Genomic DNA, 17,939 nt, shown 5'->3' with positions numbered 1-17,939 from the left:
GAGGGCCGCTCCCGGCTGCTTCGCCGTCCTGCCGTTCTCTTGATTGTCAGTGGTGGCGGGTACGGTTTTCGACATGGGGAAGCAGGTAGGGGCGCACATCGTCTGGGACTGGAACGGGACCCTGTTCCACGACAATGACGCGATCATCGGGGCGACGAACGCGGCGTTCGGCGAGCTGGGACTCGCACCGATCACGTTGGAGCAGTACCGGTCGATGTACTGCGTGCCGGTGCCGAAGTTCTACGAGCGGTTGCTGGGGCGGCTGCCGACCGACGCCGAGTGGGAGGTCATGGACGAGACCTTCCACCGGTACTACACCGAGCACCGGGTGACATGCGGGCTCACCGAGGGTGCGTCGGAGCTGCTCGTGGAGTGGTCGGCGGCGGGGCGCAGCCAGTCGATCCTCAGCATGTACGTGCATGACGAACTCGTGCCGCTGGTGCGGGGGTTCGGGATCGCGGAGCACTTCATACGCGTCGACGGGCGGACCGGGCCGTCCGGGGGCAGCAAGGCCGAGCACATGGTGCGGCACATCAAGGCGCTCGCGCGCGTGGATCCCGCTCGCACGGTGGTGATCGGGGACGCCGCCGACGACGCGGTGGCGGCGCTGCACGTGGGGGCGCGGGCCGTGCTCTACACCGGAGGGTCGCACAGCCGGGCGAGCCTCGAGGGGGTGGGAGTGCCGGTGGTCGACACCCTGGGGGAGGCGGTCGCGGAGGCGGAGCGGCTGGCGGCGTAGCCGAGGGGCGGGCCAGGGCCGGGCACGAAGTGCGGTGCCCGGCGGCGGGGCCTGGGGGCCTGGCGGTGAGCCCTCGGTGCCGAGTGCCGGTGCGCGCGCAGGGTGGCGGGGCCGGCGTGGTCCGCGGCCACGTCGGCTGCCCGGTCACGGCATCCGGTCACGGCGTCCGGTCAGGTCGTCGGGTCAGGGCTTCCGGGCGGCCGGCGTCACTCCCTCACGTCACCGGTGCCTTCGCCCGCAGCACCGTCAGGAACTCGCGCATCCAGCTGGAGTGGTCCGGCCAGGCGCGGGAGGAGACCAGGGTGCCGTCGACCACCGCCTCGGCGTCCTGGAAGGTGGCGCCGGCCGCCTGCATGTCCAACTCCAGGGCGGGATACGCCGTGACGCGGCGGCCGCTGAGACTGTCGATCGCGGCGGTGAGCAGGGGGCCGTGGCAGATCTGGGCGACAGGCTTGTCGGCGTCGAAGAACGACTTGAGGATCTTGCGGAGTTCGGGGTCGTTGCGGAGGTACTCGGGGGCTCGGCCGCCGGGGATGACGACGGCGGCGTAGTCGCCCGGGTCGACCTCGGAGAAGGCGAGGTCCGCGGGCCAGGTGTAGCCGGGTTTCTCGGTGTAGGTGTCGAAGCCGGGTTCGAAGTCGTGGACGACGAACTGGAGCTTCTTGCGGGCGGGGGCCGCGATGTGGACTTCGTAGCCCTCTTCGCGGAGGCGCTGGTAGGGGTAGAGGACCTCCAGTGACTCTGCGGCGTCGCCGGTGACGATGAGGATCTTCGCTGTCATGTCGGGTGCGCTCCTCTTTTTGGCCGTGGTGTGCGTCTCCGTCGGGCCTTAGGGGCAACGTGCCTCGGGGGCGGGGTCTTGCCAAGGGGCTGGGCGGCATGAGGGCGCCGGGGGGGGGGGCGTGGGTTTCGGGGGCCGGTGTTTTGGCGGGCGCACGGCGTTGCGGCTGAGGCGGGGTGGGTCGCGCAGCCCGGCGCTCACGGGGTGCCGCCTCGGTGGGACGGGCGCCGCCCCAGCGGCACGACTGCCCCCAGCCACGCGCGCCACGGAGTCGTTCGCCGCTGCCGCTGCCGCGGCGAGGGTGGGCGATTCCCGGCGGCTTCGGTTCACCGCTGTTTTCGGACACGGGTTGCCTCCGGATGGCCTGCCTCCGGCTCGGTGTCCTGGCTCGGCCGCCGTCTCGGTCCCACACCCCAGCCTCCCCCTCCACACCCCACCCCGCCAGTTACGCCCTTCCCGCCCCCTTTGCCCCTGTGCAGAACGTCAAAGTTCCACCCCCGGTTTTGTACACATACGGCTCATGACGGGCCCCCTGTAAGGAGCGATAGCCTTAGTGGCGTGATCAGCGCGATAGCTCGCGGGGGCGATGTTGCCCCTGCCCTGCGCCCGGGGACCACGGACGACATCCGTGACCGGGCGGCGATCGCTGGTCTTCGCGGGCGGGAGGGGGGCGTAAGGGCCCCCGGGACGTCATACACACCCCGGGCCCGGACGTCGCAGAGAGCAGCGTCACACCCCTTGGGCAGCTCAAGATTGGCTCATATATCCCCGCTCATCTCACCTTGCGGCATAGCGTCGAAGCAGACCGGACACCCCGCGTCGCGGCGTTACACCGGAGGGGAAGAGACCGTAATTCCTTCTACGTCACGCAACGGCGCGCGACAGGAGCCAGAGGACAATGCAGACCAAGCTGGACGAAGCCAAGGCCGAGCTGCTCGAGAGGGCCGCCCGGGTAGCTGAGAACAGCCCGGTCGGGGGGCACCTACCGACTGGGACGACGGACGAGAGCAGCCCCGGCACCCCGGACCACGACACCGTGCTCTCGTTCCTCCAGCGCTACTACCTGCACACCGCCCCGGAGGACCTCGGCGACCGCGACCCGGTCGACATCTTCGGAGCCGCCTTCTCGCACTACCGGCTGGCCGAGAACCGCCCCCAGGGCACGGCCAACGTGCGGGTGCACACACCCACCGTGGAAGAGAACGGGTGGACCTGCAGCCACTCCGTCGTCGAGGTCGTCACCGACGACATGCCCTTCCTGGTCGACTCGGTGACCAACGAGCTGACGCGGCAGGGGCGCGGCATCCATGTCGTCATCCACCCGCAGGTCTTCGTCCGCCGCGACGTCACCGGCAAGCTCATCGAGGTGTTCAGCGCACCGCCCGCCGGTGAGCTGGCGCACGACACGCACACCGAGTCCTGGATCCACGTCGAGTTCGACCGGGAGACCGACCGCAGCGACCTGAAGCAGATCACCGCCGACCTGCTCCGCGTCCTGTCCGACGTCCGTGAGGCCGTCGAGGACTGGAGCAAGATGCGGGACGCGGCCCTGCGCATGGCCGACGAACTGCCCCAGGAGCCCACGTCCGACCTGCGTGAGCAGGAGGTCGAGGAGGCCCGCGAGCTGCTGCGCTGGCTGGCCGACGACCACTTCACCTTCCTCGGCTACCGCGAGTACGAGCTGCGCGAAGACGATTCGCTGGCCGCCGTGCCGGGCACCGGCCTCGGCATCCTGCGCGCCGACCCGCACCACGCCGAGGGCGACACCCATCCCGTCAGCCCGTCCTTCGAGCGGCTGCCCGCCGACGCCCGCGCCAAGGCCCGCGAGCACAAGCTCCTCATCCTCACCAAGGCCAACAGCCGGGCGACCGTGCACAGGCCGTCGTATCTCGACTACGTGGGTGTGAAGAAGTTCGACGAGAACGGCGAGGTCGTCGGCGAGCGCCGCTACCTGGGCCTGTTCTCCTCGGCCGCGTACACCGAGTCCGTCCGCCGGGTGCCCGTCATCCGGCGCAAGGTGGAGGAGGTGCTGGAGGTGGCCGGTTTCTCGCCCAACAGCCACGACGGGCGCGACCTGCTTCAGATCCTGGAGACCTACCCGCGCGACGAACTCTTCCAGACCCCCGTCCCCGAGCTCCAGCGCATCGCCACCTCCGTGCTCTACCTGCAGGAACGCCGTCGGCTGCGGCTCTACCTGCGGCAGGACGAGTACGGGCGCTACTACTCCGCCCTCGTCTACCTCCCCCGGGACCGCTACACCACCGGCGTACGGCTGCGGATCATCGACATCCTGAAGGAGGAGCTCGGCGGTACCAGCGTCGACTTCACCGCCTGGAACACCGAGTCGATCCTCTCCCGGCTGCACTTCGTCGTCCGGGTCCCGCAGGGCACCGAGCTGCCGCAGCTCAGCGACGCGGACAAGGAGCGCATCGAGGCGCGGCTCGTCGAGGCCGCCCGCTCCTGGGCCGACGGCTTCGCCGACGCGCTGAACGCCGAGCTCGGCGAGGAGCGCGCCGCCGAGCTGCTGCGCCGCTACTCCAACGCCTTCCCCGAGGGCTACAAGGCCGACCACACCCCGCGCTCCGCGGTCTCCGACCTCGTCCACATCGAACAGCTCACCGAGGACAACAACTTCTCGCTGAGCCTGTACGAGCCGGTCGGCGCCGCCCCCGAGGAGCGCCGGTTCAAGATCTACCGCAAGGGCGCGGCCGTCTCCCTGTCCGCCGTCCTGCCGGTCCTCAGCCGGCTCGGCGTCGAGGTCGTGGACGAGCGGCCGTACGAACTGCGCTGCTCCGACCGCAGCGTCGCGTGGATCTACGACTTCGGGCTGCGCATGCCCAAGACGGCGGGCGGCGCCGGGGACCACCTCGGCGACGACGCGCGCGAGCGGTTCTCGGAGGCCTTCGCCGCGACCTGGACCGGCCAGGCGGAGAACGACGGTTTCAACGCCCTCGTGCTGAGCGCCGGGCTGTCCTGGCGGCAGGCGATGGTGCTGCGGGCGTACGCGAAGTACCTGCGCCAGGCGGGCTCCACCTTCTCGCAGGACTACATGGAGGACACCCTCCGCAACAACGTCCACACCACCCGCCTCCTCGTCTCCCTGTTCGAGGCGCGGATGTCGCCGGACCGCCAGGCGGCCGGCCGCGAGATCGTGGACGCGCTGCTCGAAGAGGTCGACGCGGCGCTCGACCAGGTGGCGAGCCTCGACGAGGACCGGATCCTGCGGTCCTTCCTCACCGTCATCAAGGCGACGCTTCGCACGAACTTCTTCCAGGAGGCGGCGGGCGGCAAGCACCACGACTACGTCTCCATGAAGTTCGACCCGCAGGCCATCCCCGATCTGCCCGCGCCGCGCCCGGCGTACGAGATCTGGGTGTACTCGCCGCGCGTCGAGGGCGTGCACCTGCGCTTCGGCAAGGTCGCGCGAGGGGGCCTGCGCTGGTCCGACCGGCGTGAGGACTTCCGGACCGAGATCCTCGGCCTGGTCAAGGCGCAGATGGTGAAGAACACCGTCATCGTGCCGGTCGGCGCCAAGGGCGGCTTCGTCGCCAAGCATCTGCCCGACCCGTCCGTGGACCGGGACGCGTGGCTCGCCGAGGGTGTCGCGAGTTACAAGACCTTCATCTCGGCGCTGCTCGACATCACCGACAACATGGTCGCCGGTGAGGTCGTGCCCCCGGCGGACGTCGTCCGGCACGACGGGGAGGACACCTATCTCGTCGTCGCCGCCGACAAGGGCACCGCGACCTTCTCCGACATCGCCAACGGGGTCGCCGAGCAGTACAACTTCTGGCTCGGTGACGCCTTCGCCTCCGGCGGCTCGGCCGGCTACGACCACAAGGGCATGGGCATCACCGCCCGCGGCGCCTGGGAGTCCGTCAAGCGGCACTTCCGTGAGCTGGGCGTGGACACCCAGAGCGAGGACTTCACGGTCGTCGGCATCGGCGACATGTCCGGTGACGTGTTCGGCAACGGCATGCTCCTCAGCGAGCACATCCGCCTGGTCGCCGCCTTCGACCACCGGCACATCTTCATCGACCCGAAGCCCGACGCGGCCACCTCCTACGCCGAGCGCCGCCGCGTCTTCGAGCTGCCCCGCTCCAGCTGGGAGGACTACAACACCGACCTCATCTCGGCCGGTGGCGGCGTCTTCCCGCGCAGCGCCAAGGCGATCCCGGTCAACGCGCACATCCGCGAGGCCCTCGGCATCGAGGGCAAGGTCTCCAAGATGACGCCGGCCGAGCTGATGAAGGCGATCCTCAAGGCGCCGGTGGACCTGCTGTGGAACGGCGGCATCGGTACGTATGTGAAGGCCTCCACCGAGTCCCACGCGGACGTCGGTGACAAGGCCAACGACGCCATCCGTGTCGACGGCGCCGACCTGCGCGTCAGGGTCGTCGGCGAGGGCGGCAACCTCGGTCTGACCCAGCTCGGCCGGATCGAGTTCGCGCTGCACGGCGGCCGGATCAACACCGACGCCATCGACAACAGCGCGGGCGTGGACACCTCCGACCACGAGGTGAACATCAAGATCCTGCTCAACGGCCTGGTCTCCGAGGGCGACATGACGGTCAAGCAGCGCAACAAGCTGCTGGCCGAGATGACCGACGAGGTCGGCCGGCTGGTCCTGCGCAACAACTACGCGCAGAACACGGCGATCGCCAACGCCCTCGCCCAGTCCAACGCCATGCTCCACGCCCAGCAGCGCTTCATGAAGCACCTGGTCAGGGAGGGGCACCTGGACCGGGCGCTGGAGTTCCTGCCCACCGACCGCCAGATCCGCGAACGCCTCGGCGCCGACCACGGCCTGACCGGGTCGGAGACGGCCGTCCTGATGGCGTACACGAAGATCACGGTCGCCGAGGAGCTGCTGCACACCTCGCTGCCGGACGACCCGTACCTGAGCACCCTGCTGCACGCGTACTTCCCGACCGCGCTGCGCGAGCGGTTCCCGGAGCATCTCGTCAGTCACCCGCTGCGCCGTGAGATCACCACGACCGTGCTGGTCAACGACACGGTCAACACGGGCGGTACGACGTATCTGCACCGGCTGCGCGAGGAGACCGGTGCCTCGCTGGAGGAGATCGTCCGGGCGCAGACGGTGGCCCGCGCGATCTTCCGCTCGGCGGCCGTGTGGGACGCGGTCGAGGCGCTCGACAACAAGGTCGAGGCCGCCGTCCAGACGCGGATCCGGCTGCACTCGCGCCGTCTCGTCGAGCGCGGCACGCGCTGGCTGCTCAACAACCGGCCGCAGCCGCTGGAGCTCGCCGACACCATCGACTTCTTCGCCGACCGTGTCGAGCAGGTCTGGTCGCAGCTGCCGAAGCTGCTCAAGGGCGCGGACCTGGAGTGGTACCAGCAGATCTACGACGAGCTGACGGGCGTCGGCGTCCCGGCCGAACTGGCCACGCGGGTGGCCGGCTTCTCCTCCGCCTTCCCGACGCTGGACATCGTCTCGGTGGCCGACCGCGTGGGCAAGGACCCGATGGACGTCGCCGAGGTCTACTACGACCTCGCCGACCGCCTGCGGATCACCCAGCTCATGGACCGCATCATCGAGCTGCCCCGCGCGGACCGCTGGCAGTCCATGGCCCGCGCCTCCATCCGCGAGGACCTCTACGCCGCCCACGCGGCCCTGACCTCGGACGTCCTGGCGGCCGGCAACGGCACCGCGACGCCCGAGCAGCGCTTCAAGGCGTGGGAGCAGAAGAACGCGGCGATCCTCGGGCGGGCGCGGACGACACTGGAGGAGATCCAGGGGTCGGAGGCGTTCGACCTGGCCAACCTGTCGGTGGCGATGCGGACGATGCGGACGCTGCTGAGGTCGCACACGTAGGTCGTACGGTTCTCACCGGCCGAGCGAGCCGTACCGGCCGTACGTGCGTCAGGGCGCCCTGGACTGTGACAGTCCGGGGCGCTCGCACATTTGGGGCAAAACGGGAATTACAGTGCTCGCGTGAGCACGATGCGGGCCGCGCTGCGGAGAACGACAGCGCTGCGGAGACCGACGGTCGCTCCGCAGGCCGCCGCCGCACTGGTCGTCGTGCTGCTCCTGCTGGTGATCGTCCGGCTTCCCTGGGCCGGCGACCTCGGTATGCACGCGGCGACGGTCGAGCGTCTGCGGCACAGCCTGGTGGACCCCGGCAATCCCCTTGTTGACGCGGACACGCCGAGTCCGTACTACTCGCCGTGGACGCTGGTGCTCGGGTGCGTCGCCCGGGTGACGGGGTTCTCGGTCTTCGTCGTGCTGCGGATCGGTGCGGTCGTGGGACTCGGGCTGCTGGTCAGCGGGGTGTGGCGGTACGTGCGGACGCTGAGCGCGCAGCGGGCCGCGCCCGCGGTCGCCGTGCTGTGCCTGGTGTTTCTCTGGGGGACGTCGCTGTTCTCCTGGAGCGGGTTCCTCGGGCTGAACTCGCTGGCGTTGACCGTGTCGTATCCGAGTGTGTTCGCGCTGGGGCTGGCCTTTCACTTCTGGGCCTGGCTGGCGGGTGCGGTGCGTGCGGAGGCCGGGTGGGGGGTGTGGGCCGGGATCGGTGGGCTGTGGGCGGCGATTCTGCTGTGCCATCAGTTCTCGGGGGTGGTGGCCACGTTGGGGGCATTGGCCACGGTGGTCGCGGCGCGGGCCGGGGGAGGCGCGGTGTGGCTGCGGCCGGCGGCGGGAGCGCTGGTGGGGGTAGCGGTGCTGTGGGCGTGGCCGTACTACGACTTCTTCGCGCTGGTCGGGGCCGGCGGTGATCTGGAGTCGGTGCATCGGGGGCTGTACCGGGGGCTGGTGGGGCGGTACTGGCTGGTGCTGGTGGGAGTGGTGGCGCTGGCGGTGCGGGCTTGGCGAGGGCGGGCGGCAGGAGGGTGGAGCAGGGATCCGCTGGTGCTGTTCTTCGCGCTGGGGGTGGGGGTCGTGGTGCTCGGCGGGATGAGTGGGCACTACTCGTGGGGGAGGGCCCTGCCCGCGGTGCTGATCCCCGCGCAGGTCGCTGCCGCGTTGGTGGCGGTGGAGGTGCGGGGGTCGTGGCGTGGGGTGTGGGTGGGGGTGTTGTCCGGGGCGCTGGTGGTGGGGGCCTGGACGCAGGTCGGGACGGTGGGGTACGTCGTTCCGCGTGGGGTGCTGCCGGGGGTGGTCGCGGCGAAGTACCGGGCGCCGTGGGTGGGGTACCACTGGGTGAAGCCGTGGGTGAAGTACGGGGATGTGGTCATGGCGCGGACGTTTCCGGCGCGGCAGATTCCGGCGTACGGGGCGTACACCGTGGCGCCTGGGTACCCCGACTTCTTCCTGCCGGATGAGGGGCGGCGGGTGGCCGATGTGCGGCGGTACTTCGCGGTGGGGACGGGGGAGGGGGCGCGGCGGGGGATTGTGCGGGCGTACGGGGTGCGGTGGGTGGTGGATCGGGGGGGTGTGGTGTGGGGTGGGTTGCGGGTGGTGGCTCGGGGGCCCGGGGGGCAGGTGTTGTATGAGGTGGTGCGGTGAGGGCTGTGGCGGCGCTGAGTTTTTTCGCCCCCGCCGCCCCTACCCGTCCCATCCCTTGAAGGGGCTCCGCCCCTTCGACCCCGCCAGGGGGCTGCCTCCCCCTGGACCCCCGCTGTCGGCCTGCGGCCTCGTCCTCAAACGCCGGACGGGCTGAAAGGCCTAGCGCAGCGCGCTTCTCATCAGGCGGACCGCTCGTCTCACCCTCGGGCGGGCCACGCGCCGTACCGCCGGGCGTACCAGCCTTGCGGTGACGCCCACCGGTTGCCAGCGGATCTGGAGGCGGCCGGGGCCGCGGCCCTCTGCTTCGATGGTTACTCGGTGGGGGGCCGTACTGGTGTGGTAGTTGATGCGGGTTGTCAGGGGTGGGAAGGAGAGGGGGGCCAGGAGGACGGCCGTGTGGGGTTGGCCCTGGTGTTCGATGCGGAGGAGGGGGTGGCGGACGCCGGCGAAGCCGTGGTGGGGGACGGGGGCCGTTGCCAGGTCGAGGTGGACGTGGCCCTCGTAGACGCCGGGGCGGACCGGGGTGAGGCGGAAGGGCACCTTGAGGCGTTGCCGGCCGGGGGTGATGAGGAGGCCGGCGCGGTGGGGGCCCACCGGGAGGCGCAGGCCGGGGTCGTAGGTCCGGATGGTGAGGTCGATCGAGGCGCCGGGGCCGCGGGTGAGCTCGGTGATCTCGTGGCGGAACTGGGCGCTGCGGAAGGGGCGGGTGTCCAGCTCCAGGTCGGAGACGTCCAGTTCGCGGCGGGCCCAGGTGGATGTGGGGATGCCTTCGCCCCAGTACAGGTGCCCCTCCGCGTCCGGCGTCACCTGCCGCGGCGCCACGGCGCGGCCCAGGCCCCGTGCGGCCAGGCGGGCCTCGGAGAAGCGGCGTTCGCGGACCAGCTGGAGGACGACGCGTTCCATGCGGGGCAGGCGGGCGTAGGCGGCGGGGGAGAGGGTCTCCAGGTAGGGGGTCGTGATGTCGGCGAAGGAGGACAGCCACTCCTCGTCGCGGTAGGGCAGGTCTCCGGCGTACATCCGGAAGTCGTGCTTGAGGAACTTGTAGTCCTTGTCCTCTCGCAGGCACCCGTGTCCGCTCTCGACGAGGAAGTCGTCGATGAGGCGCTGGACGTGGACGCGGTCGCGGACGTTGTCCAGCTTGTGGCGCTGGTTGGAGATCGATGCCGCTTCCGTGGCCGCGTACGGCTCGATGTGCCAGCGGTACACCGGCTCCGGGATGATCGTGAACTCCTTGGCCAGACAGTACGCCTGGGTCGAGAACAACTGGTCCTCGTAGTGGATGCCCTCGGGGAACCGCAGGTCGTAGCGGTCCAGGAAGGCGCGGGCGTACATCTTGCTCGTCGACAGGTGCTCGAAGAGCAGGCGGGGTTCGGACTCGACGCCGATCACCGTGCGGCGCTCGGCGACCAGGTGCGGCATCCATTTCGTACGACGGCCGCTGTCCTCCCGGATCCGCACGACCGCACCCATCGCGAAGTCGATCTCCCGCTCACGGTGGGCCGACAGGAGCAACTCGACCGCGTTGTCCGTGAGTTCGTCGTCGCTGTCCAGGAACATCGCGTACGGCGCCCGGGCGATATCCAGGGCACGGTTGCGCGGGGCGCTGCAGCCGCCGCTGTTCTGCGGCAGGCGGAGGTGCAGGATGCGAGGATCCTGGGAGGCCAAATGCCGGGCCACCTCCGGGGTTTCGTCCGTCGAGTGGTCGTCGCTGATGAGGATCTCGATGTTGGCGTGGGTCTGCCGGCGCACCGACTCAACGGCTCGGGGGAGGCGTGCCGCGTCGTTGTAGACGATCACCGTGACCGTGACGTCCGGCTTCATGCCGCCTCCCGAGGGTTGGGCGCCGGCGTGCGTTCCTCCAGCGGGATCACCGGTGGCAGGGCGTCCTCGCTCTCGCCCAGGAACACCCGGCGTACGACCCGTTCGGCGGCGCGTCCGTCGTCGTACTCGCAGAATCGGCGGCGAAAGGCCGCCCTGGCCTTGGTCGCGCCCTCGTCGTGCCATGCCTCGGTGGCGAGGATCTCCGCCAGTTCCCGCTGGGTGCGGGCGACCTGGCCGGGTGGCTCGGCGAGCAGGTCGAAGTAGACGCCGCGCGTGGAGCGGTACGTCTCCCAGTCGTCGGCGTAGACCACGATCGGGCGGTCGAGGTTGGCGTAGTCGAACATGATGGACGAGTAGTCCGTGACCAGCGCGTCCGCCGCCAGGGACAGGTCCTCGACGGGGTCGTAGGCGGAGACGTCGATGACCCGGCCGGTGCGGCGCAGGGCGGTCAGCGGGGACGGCGTGCCGCCGTAGAAGTAGTGGCCGCGGACCAGGAGGACCGTGTCCTCGCCGAGTTGGTCGGCGAGGGTGGCGAGGTCGAGGCGGGGGGTCCAGCCGGCCTCGTAGTCGCGGTGGGTCGGGGCGTAGAGGATGGCGCGGTGGGCCGGGGGGATGCCCAGGCGGTCGCGGATCGTCCGGATGTCGGCCGCGGTGGCGGTGTAGTAGACGTCGTTGCGCGGATAGCCGTAGTCGAGGGAGGTGAAGCGGGAGGGGTACGCGCGCTCCCACATCCGGGTGGAGTGGCTGTTCGCGGAGACGCTGTAGTCCCACTTGTCGATACGGGCGAGCAAGGCCTCGAAGTCGAGGCCCTTGGCCGCGGCCGGGAACTCCATCTGGTCCACGCCCATGCGCTTGAGCGGGGTGCCGTGGTGGGTCTGGAGGTGGACGGCGTCCGGGCGCTTCACGATCGCGTTGGGGTAGTTGACGTTGTTGACCAGGTACTTGGCCGTGGCCAGTACCTCGCGGTAGCGGCGGGTGCCGGGGAGCACATGGTCGGTGTGGGGCGGGAGGAGGGGGGCGTGCTCGGGGGTCACCACCCACACCGGGTGGATCTGCGGGGCGAGTTCGGTGAGTTTGGCGGCGATGGCCGCCGGGTTGCAGGCCACTCCGCGGTTCCAGTACGCCGCGAAGACGGCCAGGCCGGGGTCGACCGGGCGGGACAGGGACTTGCGGTAGTGGTGGTCGCCGAGGGCGGCGGCGACCTGGCGCCTGCGGCTTCGTACGGCCGACTTCGTGGCGCGGCGGGCGCGGTTGGCGGCCTGGAAGGCGCGGTACCTGGTGTAGGCGTTCTCCTCGAGGAGGGCGCGGCGGATGCCCTCGGGGCCGGCGGGGCGGCGGTACCCGGGAGGGCGTCGGCGGACGGCCGCCTCGGCCGCGCGGCGGAAGAACTCCCTGGCCACCGGGTCCGGCATCGTCGTGCGGGCGAAGGTGCGCAGGCAGTCGTGGACCATGACGTCGTAGAGGACGGCGTGGACTGCCCGGGATGTGGGGGTGGGGGAGCCGGCGGGGCCGGGGGAGCCTGTGGGGGTGGCGGGGCCGGGGCCTGCGGGTTCAGTGGGGTCTGCGGATTCGGCAAGGCCTGCGGATTGGGCTGGGCCTGCGGATTCGGCAAGGCCCGCAGATTCGGCAGGGCCTGTGGATTGGACTGCGCCTGCGGATTCGGCCGGTGCGACGGTGGGGACCGCGGTGGGCCGGGAGGCCGCGCGGGTCTGGGCGCGGGCGAGGAGCGCTTCGTAGCGGTCGACGAGGGCGTAGTGCTTCTCGGGGGTGACCGGGGGGAGGCTCTCGGGGCGCAGCTCATGGTGCTCGTACGCCACTTGGTTCAGGGCGGCGATGCGGTCGGCGCGGAGGAGGGTGGCGTAGGCGGCGTACGGCTCGTCGGGGGTGGTGAGTCCGGGTTCGTGCGCCTGCCAGAAGGAGGTGCGCAGCGCGCGGTTGCCCAGGAGGGGCGTGATGCGGAGCGCGCTGCGGGCGATGTCGTCGAGGAGGTGGGCGGCTCGGCCCGCGCGGGCCAGGCGGGGGCCGTCCGAGGAGGGGAGGCCGGAGGTCTCCCAGGTGGAGCGGACGTGGTCGAAGAGGAGCACATCCACCTCGTCCGGCAGTTCCGCGGCCCGCTCGGCGACCAGGCGCGGGCCGCCGACGGGCAGCCCGTCCTTGGCGTGCACGAAGTGCAGCCAGCGGCCGGAGGCCCGGGCCGCCCCCGCCGACCGGGACGCGGCGTCGTCCGTCCCGTCCGGCAGGGGCAGGACCAGCATGTCGGGGGCGTACTCCTCGGCCGTCTCCCGGGCCCAGGGGCCCACCGCGGCCACGATCACCTCGACCTCGGGGTGGGGGTGCGCGGCCAGGGAAGCGAGGAGTCCGGTCAGCCGGTCCTGGGTGTTCGGTCCGTGGACGACGACGCTGAGCTCGGGCATCGCGGGGACTCCTTCACCTGCTCCATCGCGCACCTACTGCCGCGCGCACCACTCGAGCGCGCCGGGCGCACCCTGCTCGGCCATAGTGGCATCAATGGGATGAAAGGGTGGTCCGAAGTTACGCCTCACGAGGGAACGGGGGCGGGGGCGGGCGCGGGCTTCGCCTTGGGCTTCGGGCTCGGCTTGGCCGGCTTGTCACCCGTGAAGGCCTCGTACTCCTTCAGCACCTCGTCCGTCGGCCCGTCCATGCGCAGCTCGCCGCGCTCCAGCCACAGGACGCGGTCGCAGGTGTCGCGGATCGACTTGTTGTTGTGGCTGACCAGGAACACCGTGCCCGCGTGCTTGCGCAGCTCGCGGATCCGGGCCTCGGAGCGCTTCTGGAACGAACGGTCACCCGTCGCCAGCGCCTCGTCGATCAGCAGTACGTCGTGGTCCTTGGCCGCGGCGATGGAGAACCGCAGGCGGGCCGCCATGCCGGAGGAGTACGTGCGCATGGGGAGGGTGATGAAGTCGCCCTTCTCGTTGATGCCGGAGAAGTCGACGATCTCCTGGTAGCGCTCCTTGACCTGCTCGCGGGACATGCCCATGGCGAGGCCGCCGAGGTGGACGTTGCGCTCGCCGGTGAGGTCGTTCATCAGGGCCGCGTTCACGCCGAGGAGGGAGGGCTGGCCGTCGGTGTAGATACGGCCGTTCTCGACCGGGAGCAGGCCCGCGACCGCCTTGAGCAGGGTCGACTTACCCGAACCGTTGGTGCCGATGAGGCCGATGGCCTCGCCCTTGTACGCGACGAACGACACCTTCTTGACCGCGTGCACCTTCCGCACCCCGGCCGCCTTCTCGGCCTGCCCGCGGCGCAGGATGCGGTTGAGCGCGGCGGTGGCGGAACCGCGGCCGGCTCCCGTGCCGTTGACGGGGTAGACGATGTCGACGCCGTCGGCGATGACGGTGGGGATGTTCTCGCTGGTGTTGTCAGCCACGGCCGTACGTCTCCTCAGCCTTCCAGAAGTAGATGAAGCCGCCGACTCCGGCGAGCAGCGCCCAGCCCGTCGCGATGGCCCACACGTGCGGCGGAAGCTGGTCGCCGTGGAAGCTGTCGATGAGTGCGAAGCGCATCAGGTCGATGTAGACGGCGGCCGGGTTGGCCTGCAAGGCCGAGGTCACCCAGGACGGCGTGTCCGTGTGCTTGGCCATCATGTGGCTGATGCTGAACATCACGCCCGACGCGTACATCCACGTACGCAGCACGAACGGCATCAGCTGGGCGATGTCCGGTGTCTTCGCGCCCATCCGGGCCATGATCATCGCGACGCCGGCGTTGAAGGTGGACTGAAGCACCAGCGCCGGGATCGTCAGCGCCCAGGAGGCGGTGACCGGCATGCCGAAGCAGAGCAGGATGACGACCAGGGCCGCCATCGAGAACAGCAGCTGCTGAAGCTGCTGCAACGCGAAGGAGATCGGCAGCGCGGCCCGCGGGAAGTGCAGGGCGCGTACGAGGCCGAGGTTCCCGGAGATCGCGCGCGTGCCCGCCATGATCGAGCTCTGGGTGAACGTCCAGACGAACACGCCCGTCACCAGGAACGGGATGTAGTCCGGCACGCCGCGGCTGGTGCCCATCAGCTTGCCGAAGATGAAGTAGTACACCGCCGCGTTCAGCAACGGCGTCAGCACCTGCCAGACCTGACCGAGCTTCGCCTGGCTGTACTGGGCCGTGAGCTTCGCCGTGGAGAACGCCCCGATGAAATGGCGGCGCGCCCACAGCTCGCGAACGTACTCGGGCAGGGAGGGGCGGGCGCCACTGACCGAGAGCCCGTGCCGGGCGGCGAGGGCCGCGAGGTCGGTTTCGGGGGGTGGGGCCGGGACCGTGGTGGGCGGTGTGTGGAGGGCCTGGCTCACATCCGCTGCTTTCGTTCGGGGGAGTGGGGGTGTGCGTCCGGCTGGTGTCTCGGTCGCCCGTCGTTTCCTTACGGTACTCTTCACGTTTTTCTACGTCGGGACGAGACCGTATCGTCGCAACGTGAGCGTAGGTCGTGGGGGCGTCGGAACGCAACCGTTTCGTCGTGACGTTGGCGACAGGTGGCCCAGGGGAGGGGGCGGTCGGCGTAGGGACGGGTCTGTAGCGTCGGAATGGGAACGGAACGCAGGCGAACTGGGGGCTGGCGGTCGGTCGGTAGGTACCCGAGCGGGCGGGCAGCGGTGGGCAGCGGCCGGGCGGCGTAGCGACGAGCCCGTTCCGTCGGGACGTTGGCGAGCCTGTGGCCGGACAGTCGTTGACGTCAGTTGAGGTCTGGTCTGTTGACGTCCGACGTTGACGTAGGGACGGGCCCGTATCGTCGCAACGCCCTATGCTGGTTGGCATGACGACGAACGCCGACCAGCCTCAGACGCGTCCGCGCCGCAGGACCCCCGCCGGGGCGGCCGTACTCCGCGAGGACGTGACGGAGGCGATCCGGGCGGCCGTCTTCGAGGAACTGGCGGCCGTCGGCTACGCGCGGATGTCGATAGAGGGCATCGCGCGCCGCGCGGGCGTCGGCAAGACCGCGGTGTACCGGCGGTGGCGTTCCAAGCTGCACCTCGTGCTCGACGTGGTGTCGGCGGTCGCGGTCATGGGGCTGCCCACGCCGAACACGGGCTCCCTGGAGGGTGACCTGCGGATGCTGTACGAGGTCACCTCGCGCGCCCTGAGGCACCCCGTCGTCTCGCAGATCATCCCCGACCTCCAGGCGGAGGCGGCCCGCAACCCCGAGATCGCCGAGGCGCTGCAGAAGGCGCTGGAGCAGGGGCAGGAGGGTGTCGCCAGCAAGATCCTGGTCGGGGCGGAGCAGCGCGGCGAGGTGCGCGTGGGCCTCGACGACGAGCTGGCTCTCGACCTGATCTCGGGCCCGCTGTACTGGCGGATGGTCGTGGCCCGCAGCCCGAAGCTGCCCAAGGGCTACCTGGACGCCCTGGCCCGGTCCACCACGCAGGCGCTCAAGGCGCTGTGAGTAGGCTGCGCGCAGCGCCAGCCGGCTGATCGAGGCGGCGCCACCGCACCCGTACGGTGACCGGAGTAGAGGCGGAACTGCCGTGAGAGTCGTGATCGCCGAGGACAACGCCCTGCTGCGCGAGGGCCTCGTCCTCCTCCTGACGTCGGCCGGACACGAGGTGGTGGCCGTCGCCAGGACGGGCCCCGAGGTCCTGCCCGCGCTCCTCGAACACCGCCCGGACGCCGCCGTGCTCGACGTACGGATGCCGCCGAACTTCCGCGACGAGGGCCTGCGCGCCGCCCTCGCCGCGCGCAAGGAGTTCCCCGGCCTGCCGGTCCTGGTCCTGTCCCAGTACGTCGAGGAGTCGTACGCCGCCGAACTGCTCGCCGGCGGCGCGAGCGGCCTCGGCTACCTGCTCAAGGACCGGGTCGGCCGGGTGGACGAGTTCCTCGACGCGCTGGAGCGGGTCGCGGCCGGCGGCACCGCCCTCGACCCCGAGGTCGTCACCGAACTCCTGACCCGGCGCCGCGACTCCCCCCTCGACTCCCTCACCCCACGCGAGCACGAGGTGCTGTCCCTCATGGCCGAGGGCCACGACAACGCGACCATCGCCAAGACCCTCGTCGTCACGGAACGCGCGGTCCATAAGCACATCGGCAACGTGTTCCTCAAGCTGGGGCTGCCGCAGAGTGACAGTGGGCATCGGAGGGTGCTGGCTGTGCTGATGTATCTGAACAACTCGTAGGCCAGTCGCTCATCCACCCAACCGCCGGGCCAGCTCCGCCAACTCCCCCACCCGCACCACCCGTTCACCAAACCCCGGCAACGGCACACGCAGCCCCACCCTCCACCGTTCCGGCACGGCGTCGATGCCGTACGCCGCCCCGGCCAGCCCGCCGGTCACGGCCGCGACCGTGTCCGTGTCGCCGCCGAGGTCGATGGCGGCGCGTACGGCGTCCTCGTAGGAGGACGTGGTGCGCAGGGCCCAGACGGCGGAGCCGAGGCAGGGCCAGACGGCGCCGTTGAACTCGGTGGCCTGGTCCGGGTGCCAGTTCGGGGCGAGGACGGTGGCGTAGCGCTCGCGGTGGTCCGGGTGGACGGCCGTGAGGGTGTCCGGGACGGCGGCCAGGGGGTCGTCTCCGGCGAGGGCGACCCGGACCAGTTCGTGGAAGACGGCCGTGCCCTCCCAGGCCGCGCGGTCCCCGTGCGTGAGGGCGGCGAGTCGGGGGCCGAGCCCATGGTGGCCTCGCGGCCGGCGCGGGAGAAGTACACGGCGGACGTCGCCGCCCGCATCAACGCCCCGTTTCCCGCCGCCCGTTGGCTGACCTGGAAGTGCAGCGCCGCTGCCATGTCCCACGGGTCGCCGCTGCTCAGTACGGCTTCCGTCTGCAGGCCGATGTCCTTCGGCTCGGCCGCCGCCCAGCGCTGGAAACGCCGGAAGACGTCGGGGAGTTCGAGCCCGCCGCACTCCAGCAGCGACTCGCCGACGAGTACGGCCATCTGCGTGTCGTCGGTGGCCTCGCCGGGGTCCCAGCCGCCGCCCCCGCACATCTCGCCGCCGTGGCCCGGCCTCGGGAAGCGGGCGGAGAAGGCGTCCTCCGGCCCGAACTCGAAGGGCGCGCCCAGGGCGTCGCCGACGGCGGAGCCGATGACTGCGCCGAGGGCGCGGTTCTTTCGGGAGGGGGTGATCATCTGGTCATCCGGGGAGGTCGTTGCCGTTCTTGAGGGTGGCGAGGAGTGTGCGCAGGGCGGCGGG

General features: G+C 70.8%; 10 protein-coding genes and 1 pseudogene. 5 read left to right on the top strand and 6 right to left on the bottom strand.

The window, feature by feature from the left end; translation table 11 throughout:
- The first annotated feature begins 73 nt into the window (after positions 1-73).
- Entirely contained in the window at positions 74-739 is a 666-nt protein-coding gene (locus ABIE67_RS19020) for an HAD family hydrolase (protein ID WP_370259003.1), read from the top strand.
- 214 nt (positions 740-953) lie between these two features.
- Here ABIE67_RS19020 and ABIE67_RS19015 read toward each other — a convergent pair whose 3' ends face one another.
- Complete coding sequence (locus tag ABIE67_RS19015; protein ID WP_370258999.1) at positions 954-1,520, bottom strand: DJ-1/PfpI family protein; 567 nt, start codon at positions 1,518-1,520, stop codon at positions 954-956.
- Positions 1,521-2,418: 898 nt separating this feature from the next.
- Here ABIE67_RS19015 and ABIE67_RS19010 point away from each other — a divergent pair.
- Together ABIE67_RS19010 and ABIE67_RS19005 are read left to right on the top strand one after the other, a co-directional pair.
- Positions 2,419-7,356 carry an NAD-glutamate dehydrogenase gene (locus tag ABIE67_RS19010; protein ID WP_370258995.1) on the top strand — a complete coding sequence of 1,646 codons (4,938 nt, stop codon included), beginning with the start codon at positions 2,419-2,421 and terminating at the stop codon, positions 7,354-7,356.
- 129 nt (positions 7,357-7,485) lie between these two features.
- The gene (locus tag ABIE67_RS19005) at positions 7,486-8,985 is read left to right on the top strand and encodes a hypothetical protein (protein WP_370268725.1); all 1,500 of its coding nucleotides are present in this window, start codon (positions 7,486-7,488) and stop codon (positions 8,983-8,985) included.
- A gap of 159 nt (positions 8,986-9,144) precedes the next feature.
- On the opposite strand, the gene ABIE67_RS19000 is transcribed toward ABIE67_RS19005, so the two are convergent.
- The 4 genes from ABIE67_RS19000 to ABIE67_RS18985 form a co-directional block, all read right to left on the bottom strand.
- Positions 9,145-10,806, bottom strand: coding sequence for a glycosyltransferase family 2 protein (locus tag ABIE67_RS19000; protein WP_370258992.1), 1,662 nt, complete (start codon positions 10,804-10,806; stop codon positions 9,145-9,147).
- A complete protein-coding gene (locus ABIE67_RS18995) occupies positions 10,803-13,220 on the bottom strand; it encodes a CDP-glycerol glycerophosphotransferase family protein (RefSeq protein ID WP_370258988.1) in 2,418 nt (805 codons plus the stop codon). The genes ABIE67_RS19000 and ABIE67_RS18995 overlap by 4 nt, the downstream gene beginning before the upstream one ends.
- 125 nt (positions 13,221-13,345) lie before the next feature.
- Positions 13,346-14,197: an ABC transporter ATP-binding protein gene (locus ABIE67_RS18990; RefSeq protein WP_370258986.1), complete on the bottom strand. Its 852-nt coding sequence runs from the start codon at positions 14,195-14,197 to the stop codon at positions 13,346-13,348.
- Entirely contained in the window at positions 14,190-15,113 is a 924-nt protein-coding gene (locus ABIE67_RS18985; protein WP_370258985.1) for an ABC transporter permease, read from the bottom strand. Before ABIE67_RS18985 ends, ABIE67_RS18990 begins: the two co-directional genes overlap by 8 nt.
- A 461-nt stretch (positions 15,114-15,574) precedes the next feature.
- Here ABIE67_RS18985 and ABIE67_RS18980 point away from each other — a divergent pair, with 461 nt between their 5' ends.
- Positions 15,575-16,201 (top strand): TetR/AcrR family transcriptional regulator, encoded by a 627-nt coding sequence (locus ABIE67_RS18980; protein ID WP_037796892.1) that lies wholly within the window; start codon positions 15,575-15,577, stop codon positions 16,199-16,201.
- An 82-nt stretch (positions 16,202-16,283) separates the two neighbouring features.
- Positions 16,284-16,928, top strand: a complete 645-nt coding sequence (locus ABIE67_RS18975) for a response regulator (protein WP_370258979.1) — start codon at positions 16,284-16,286, stop codon at positions 16,926-16,928.
- A gap of 9 nt (positions 16,929-16,937) precedes the next feature.
- On the opposite strand, the pseudogene ABIE67_RS18970 reads toward ABIE67_RS18975, so the two are convergent.
- A pseudogene (locus ABIE67_RS18970) lies at positions 16,938-17,875 on the bottom strand (ADP-ribosylglycohydrolase family protein).
- Between the last annotated feature and the right edge of the window lie 64 nt (positions 17,876-17,939).

The sequence above is a fragment of the Streptomyces sp. V4I8 genome, from assembly GCF_041261225.1.
Classification (GTDB): domain Bacteria; phylum Actinomycetota; class Actinomycetes; order Streptomycetales; family Streptomycetaceae; genus Streptomyces.
The sequence above is the reverse complement of the archived record's forward strand: the minus strand, read 5'-3'. Positions and strand labels throughout refer to the sequence as shown.

What these genes read in the sequence shown, in the direction of transcription:
- ABIE67_RS19020 (WP_370259003.1), top strand. Translation starts at nt 74, where the DNA reads ATGGGGAAGCAGGTAGGGGCGCACATCGTCTGGGACTGGAACGGGACC.
- ABIE67_RS19010 (WP_370258995.1), top strand. Translation starts at nt 2,419, where the DNA reads ATGCAGACCAAGCTGGACGAAGCCAAGGCCGAGCTGCTCGAGAGGGCC.
- ABIE67_RS18995 (WP_370258988.1), bottom strand. Translation starts at nt 13,220, where the DNA reads ATGCCCGAGCTCAGCGTCGTCGTCCACGGACCGAACACCCAGGACCGG.
- ABIE67_RS19015 (WP_370258999.1), bottom strand. Translation starts at nt 1,520, where the DNA reads ATGACAGCGAAGATCCTCATCGTCACCGGCGACGCCGCAGAGTCACTG.
- ABIE67_RS19000 (WP_370258992.1), bottom strand. Translation starts at nt 10,806, where the DNA reads ATGAAGCCGGACGTCACGGTCACGGTGATCGTCTACAACGACGCGGCA.
- ABIE67_RS18980 (WP_037796892.1), top strand. Translation starts at nt 15,575, where the DNA reads ATGACGACGAACGCCGACCAGCCTCAGACGCGTCCGCGCCGCAGGACC.
- ABIE67_RS19005 (WP_370268725.1), top strand. Translation starts at nt 7,486, where the DNA reads ATGCGGGCCGCGCTGCGGAGAACGACAGCGCTGCGGAGACCGACGGTC.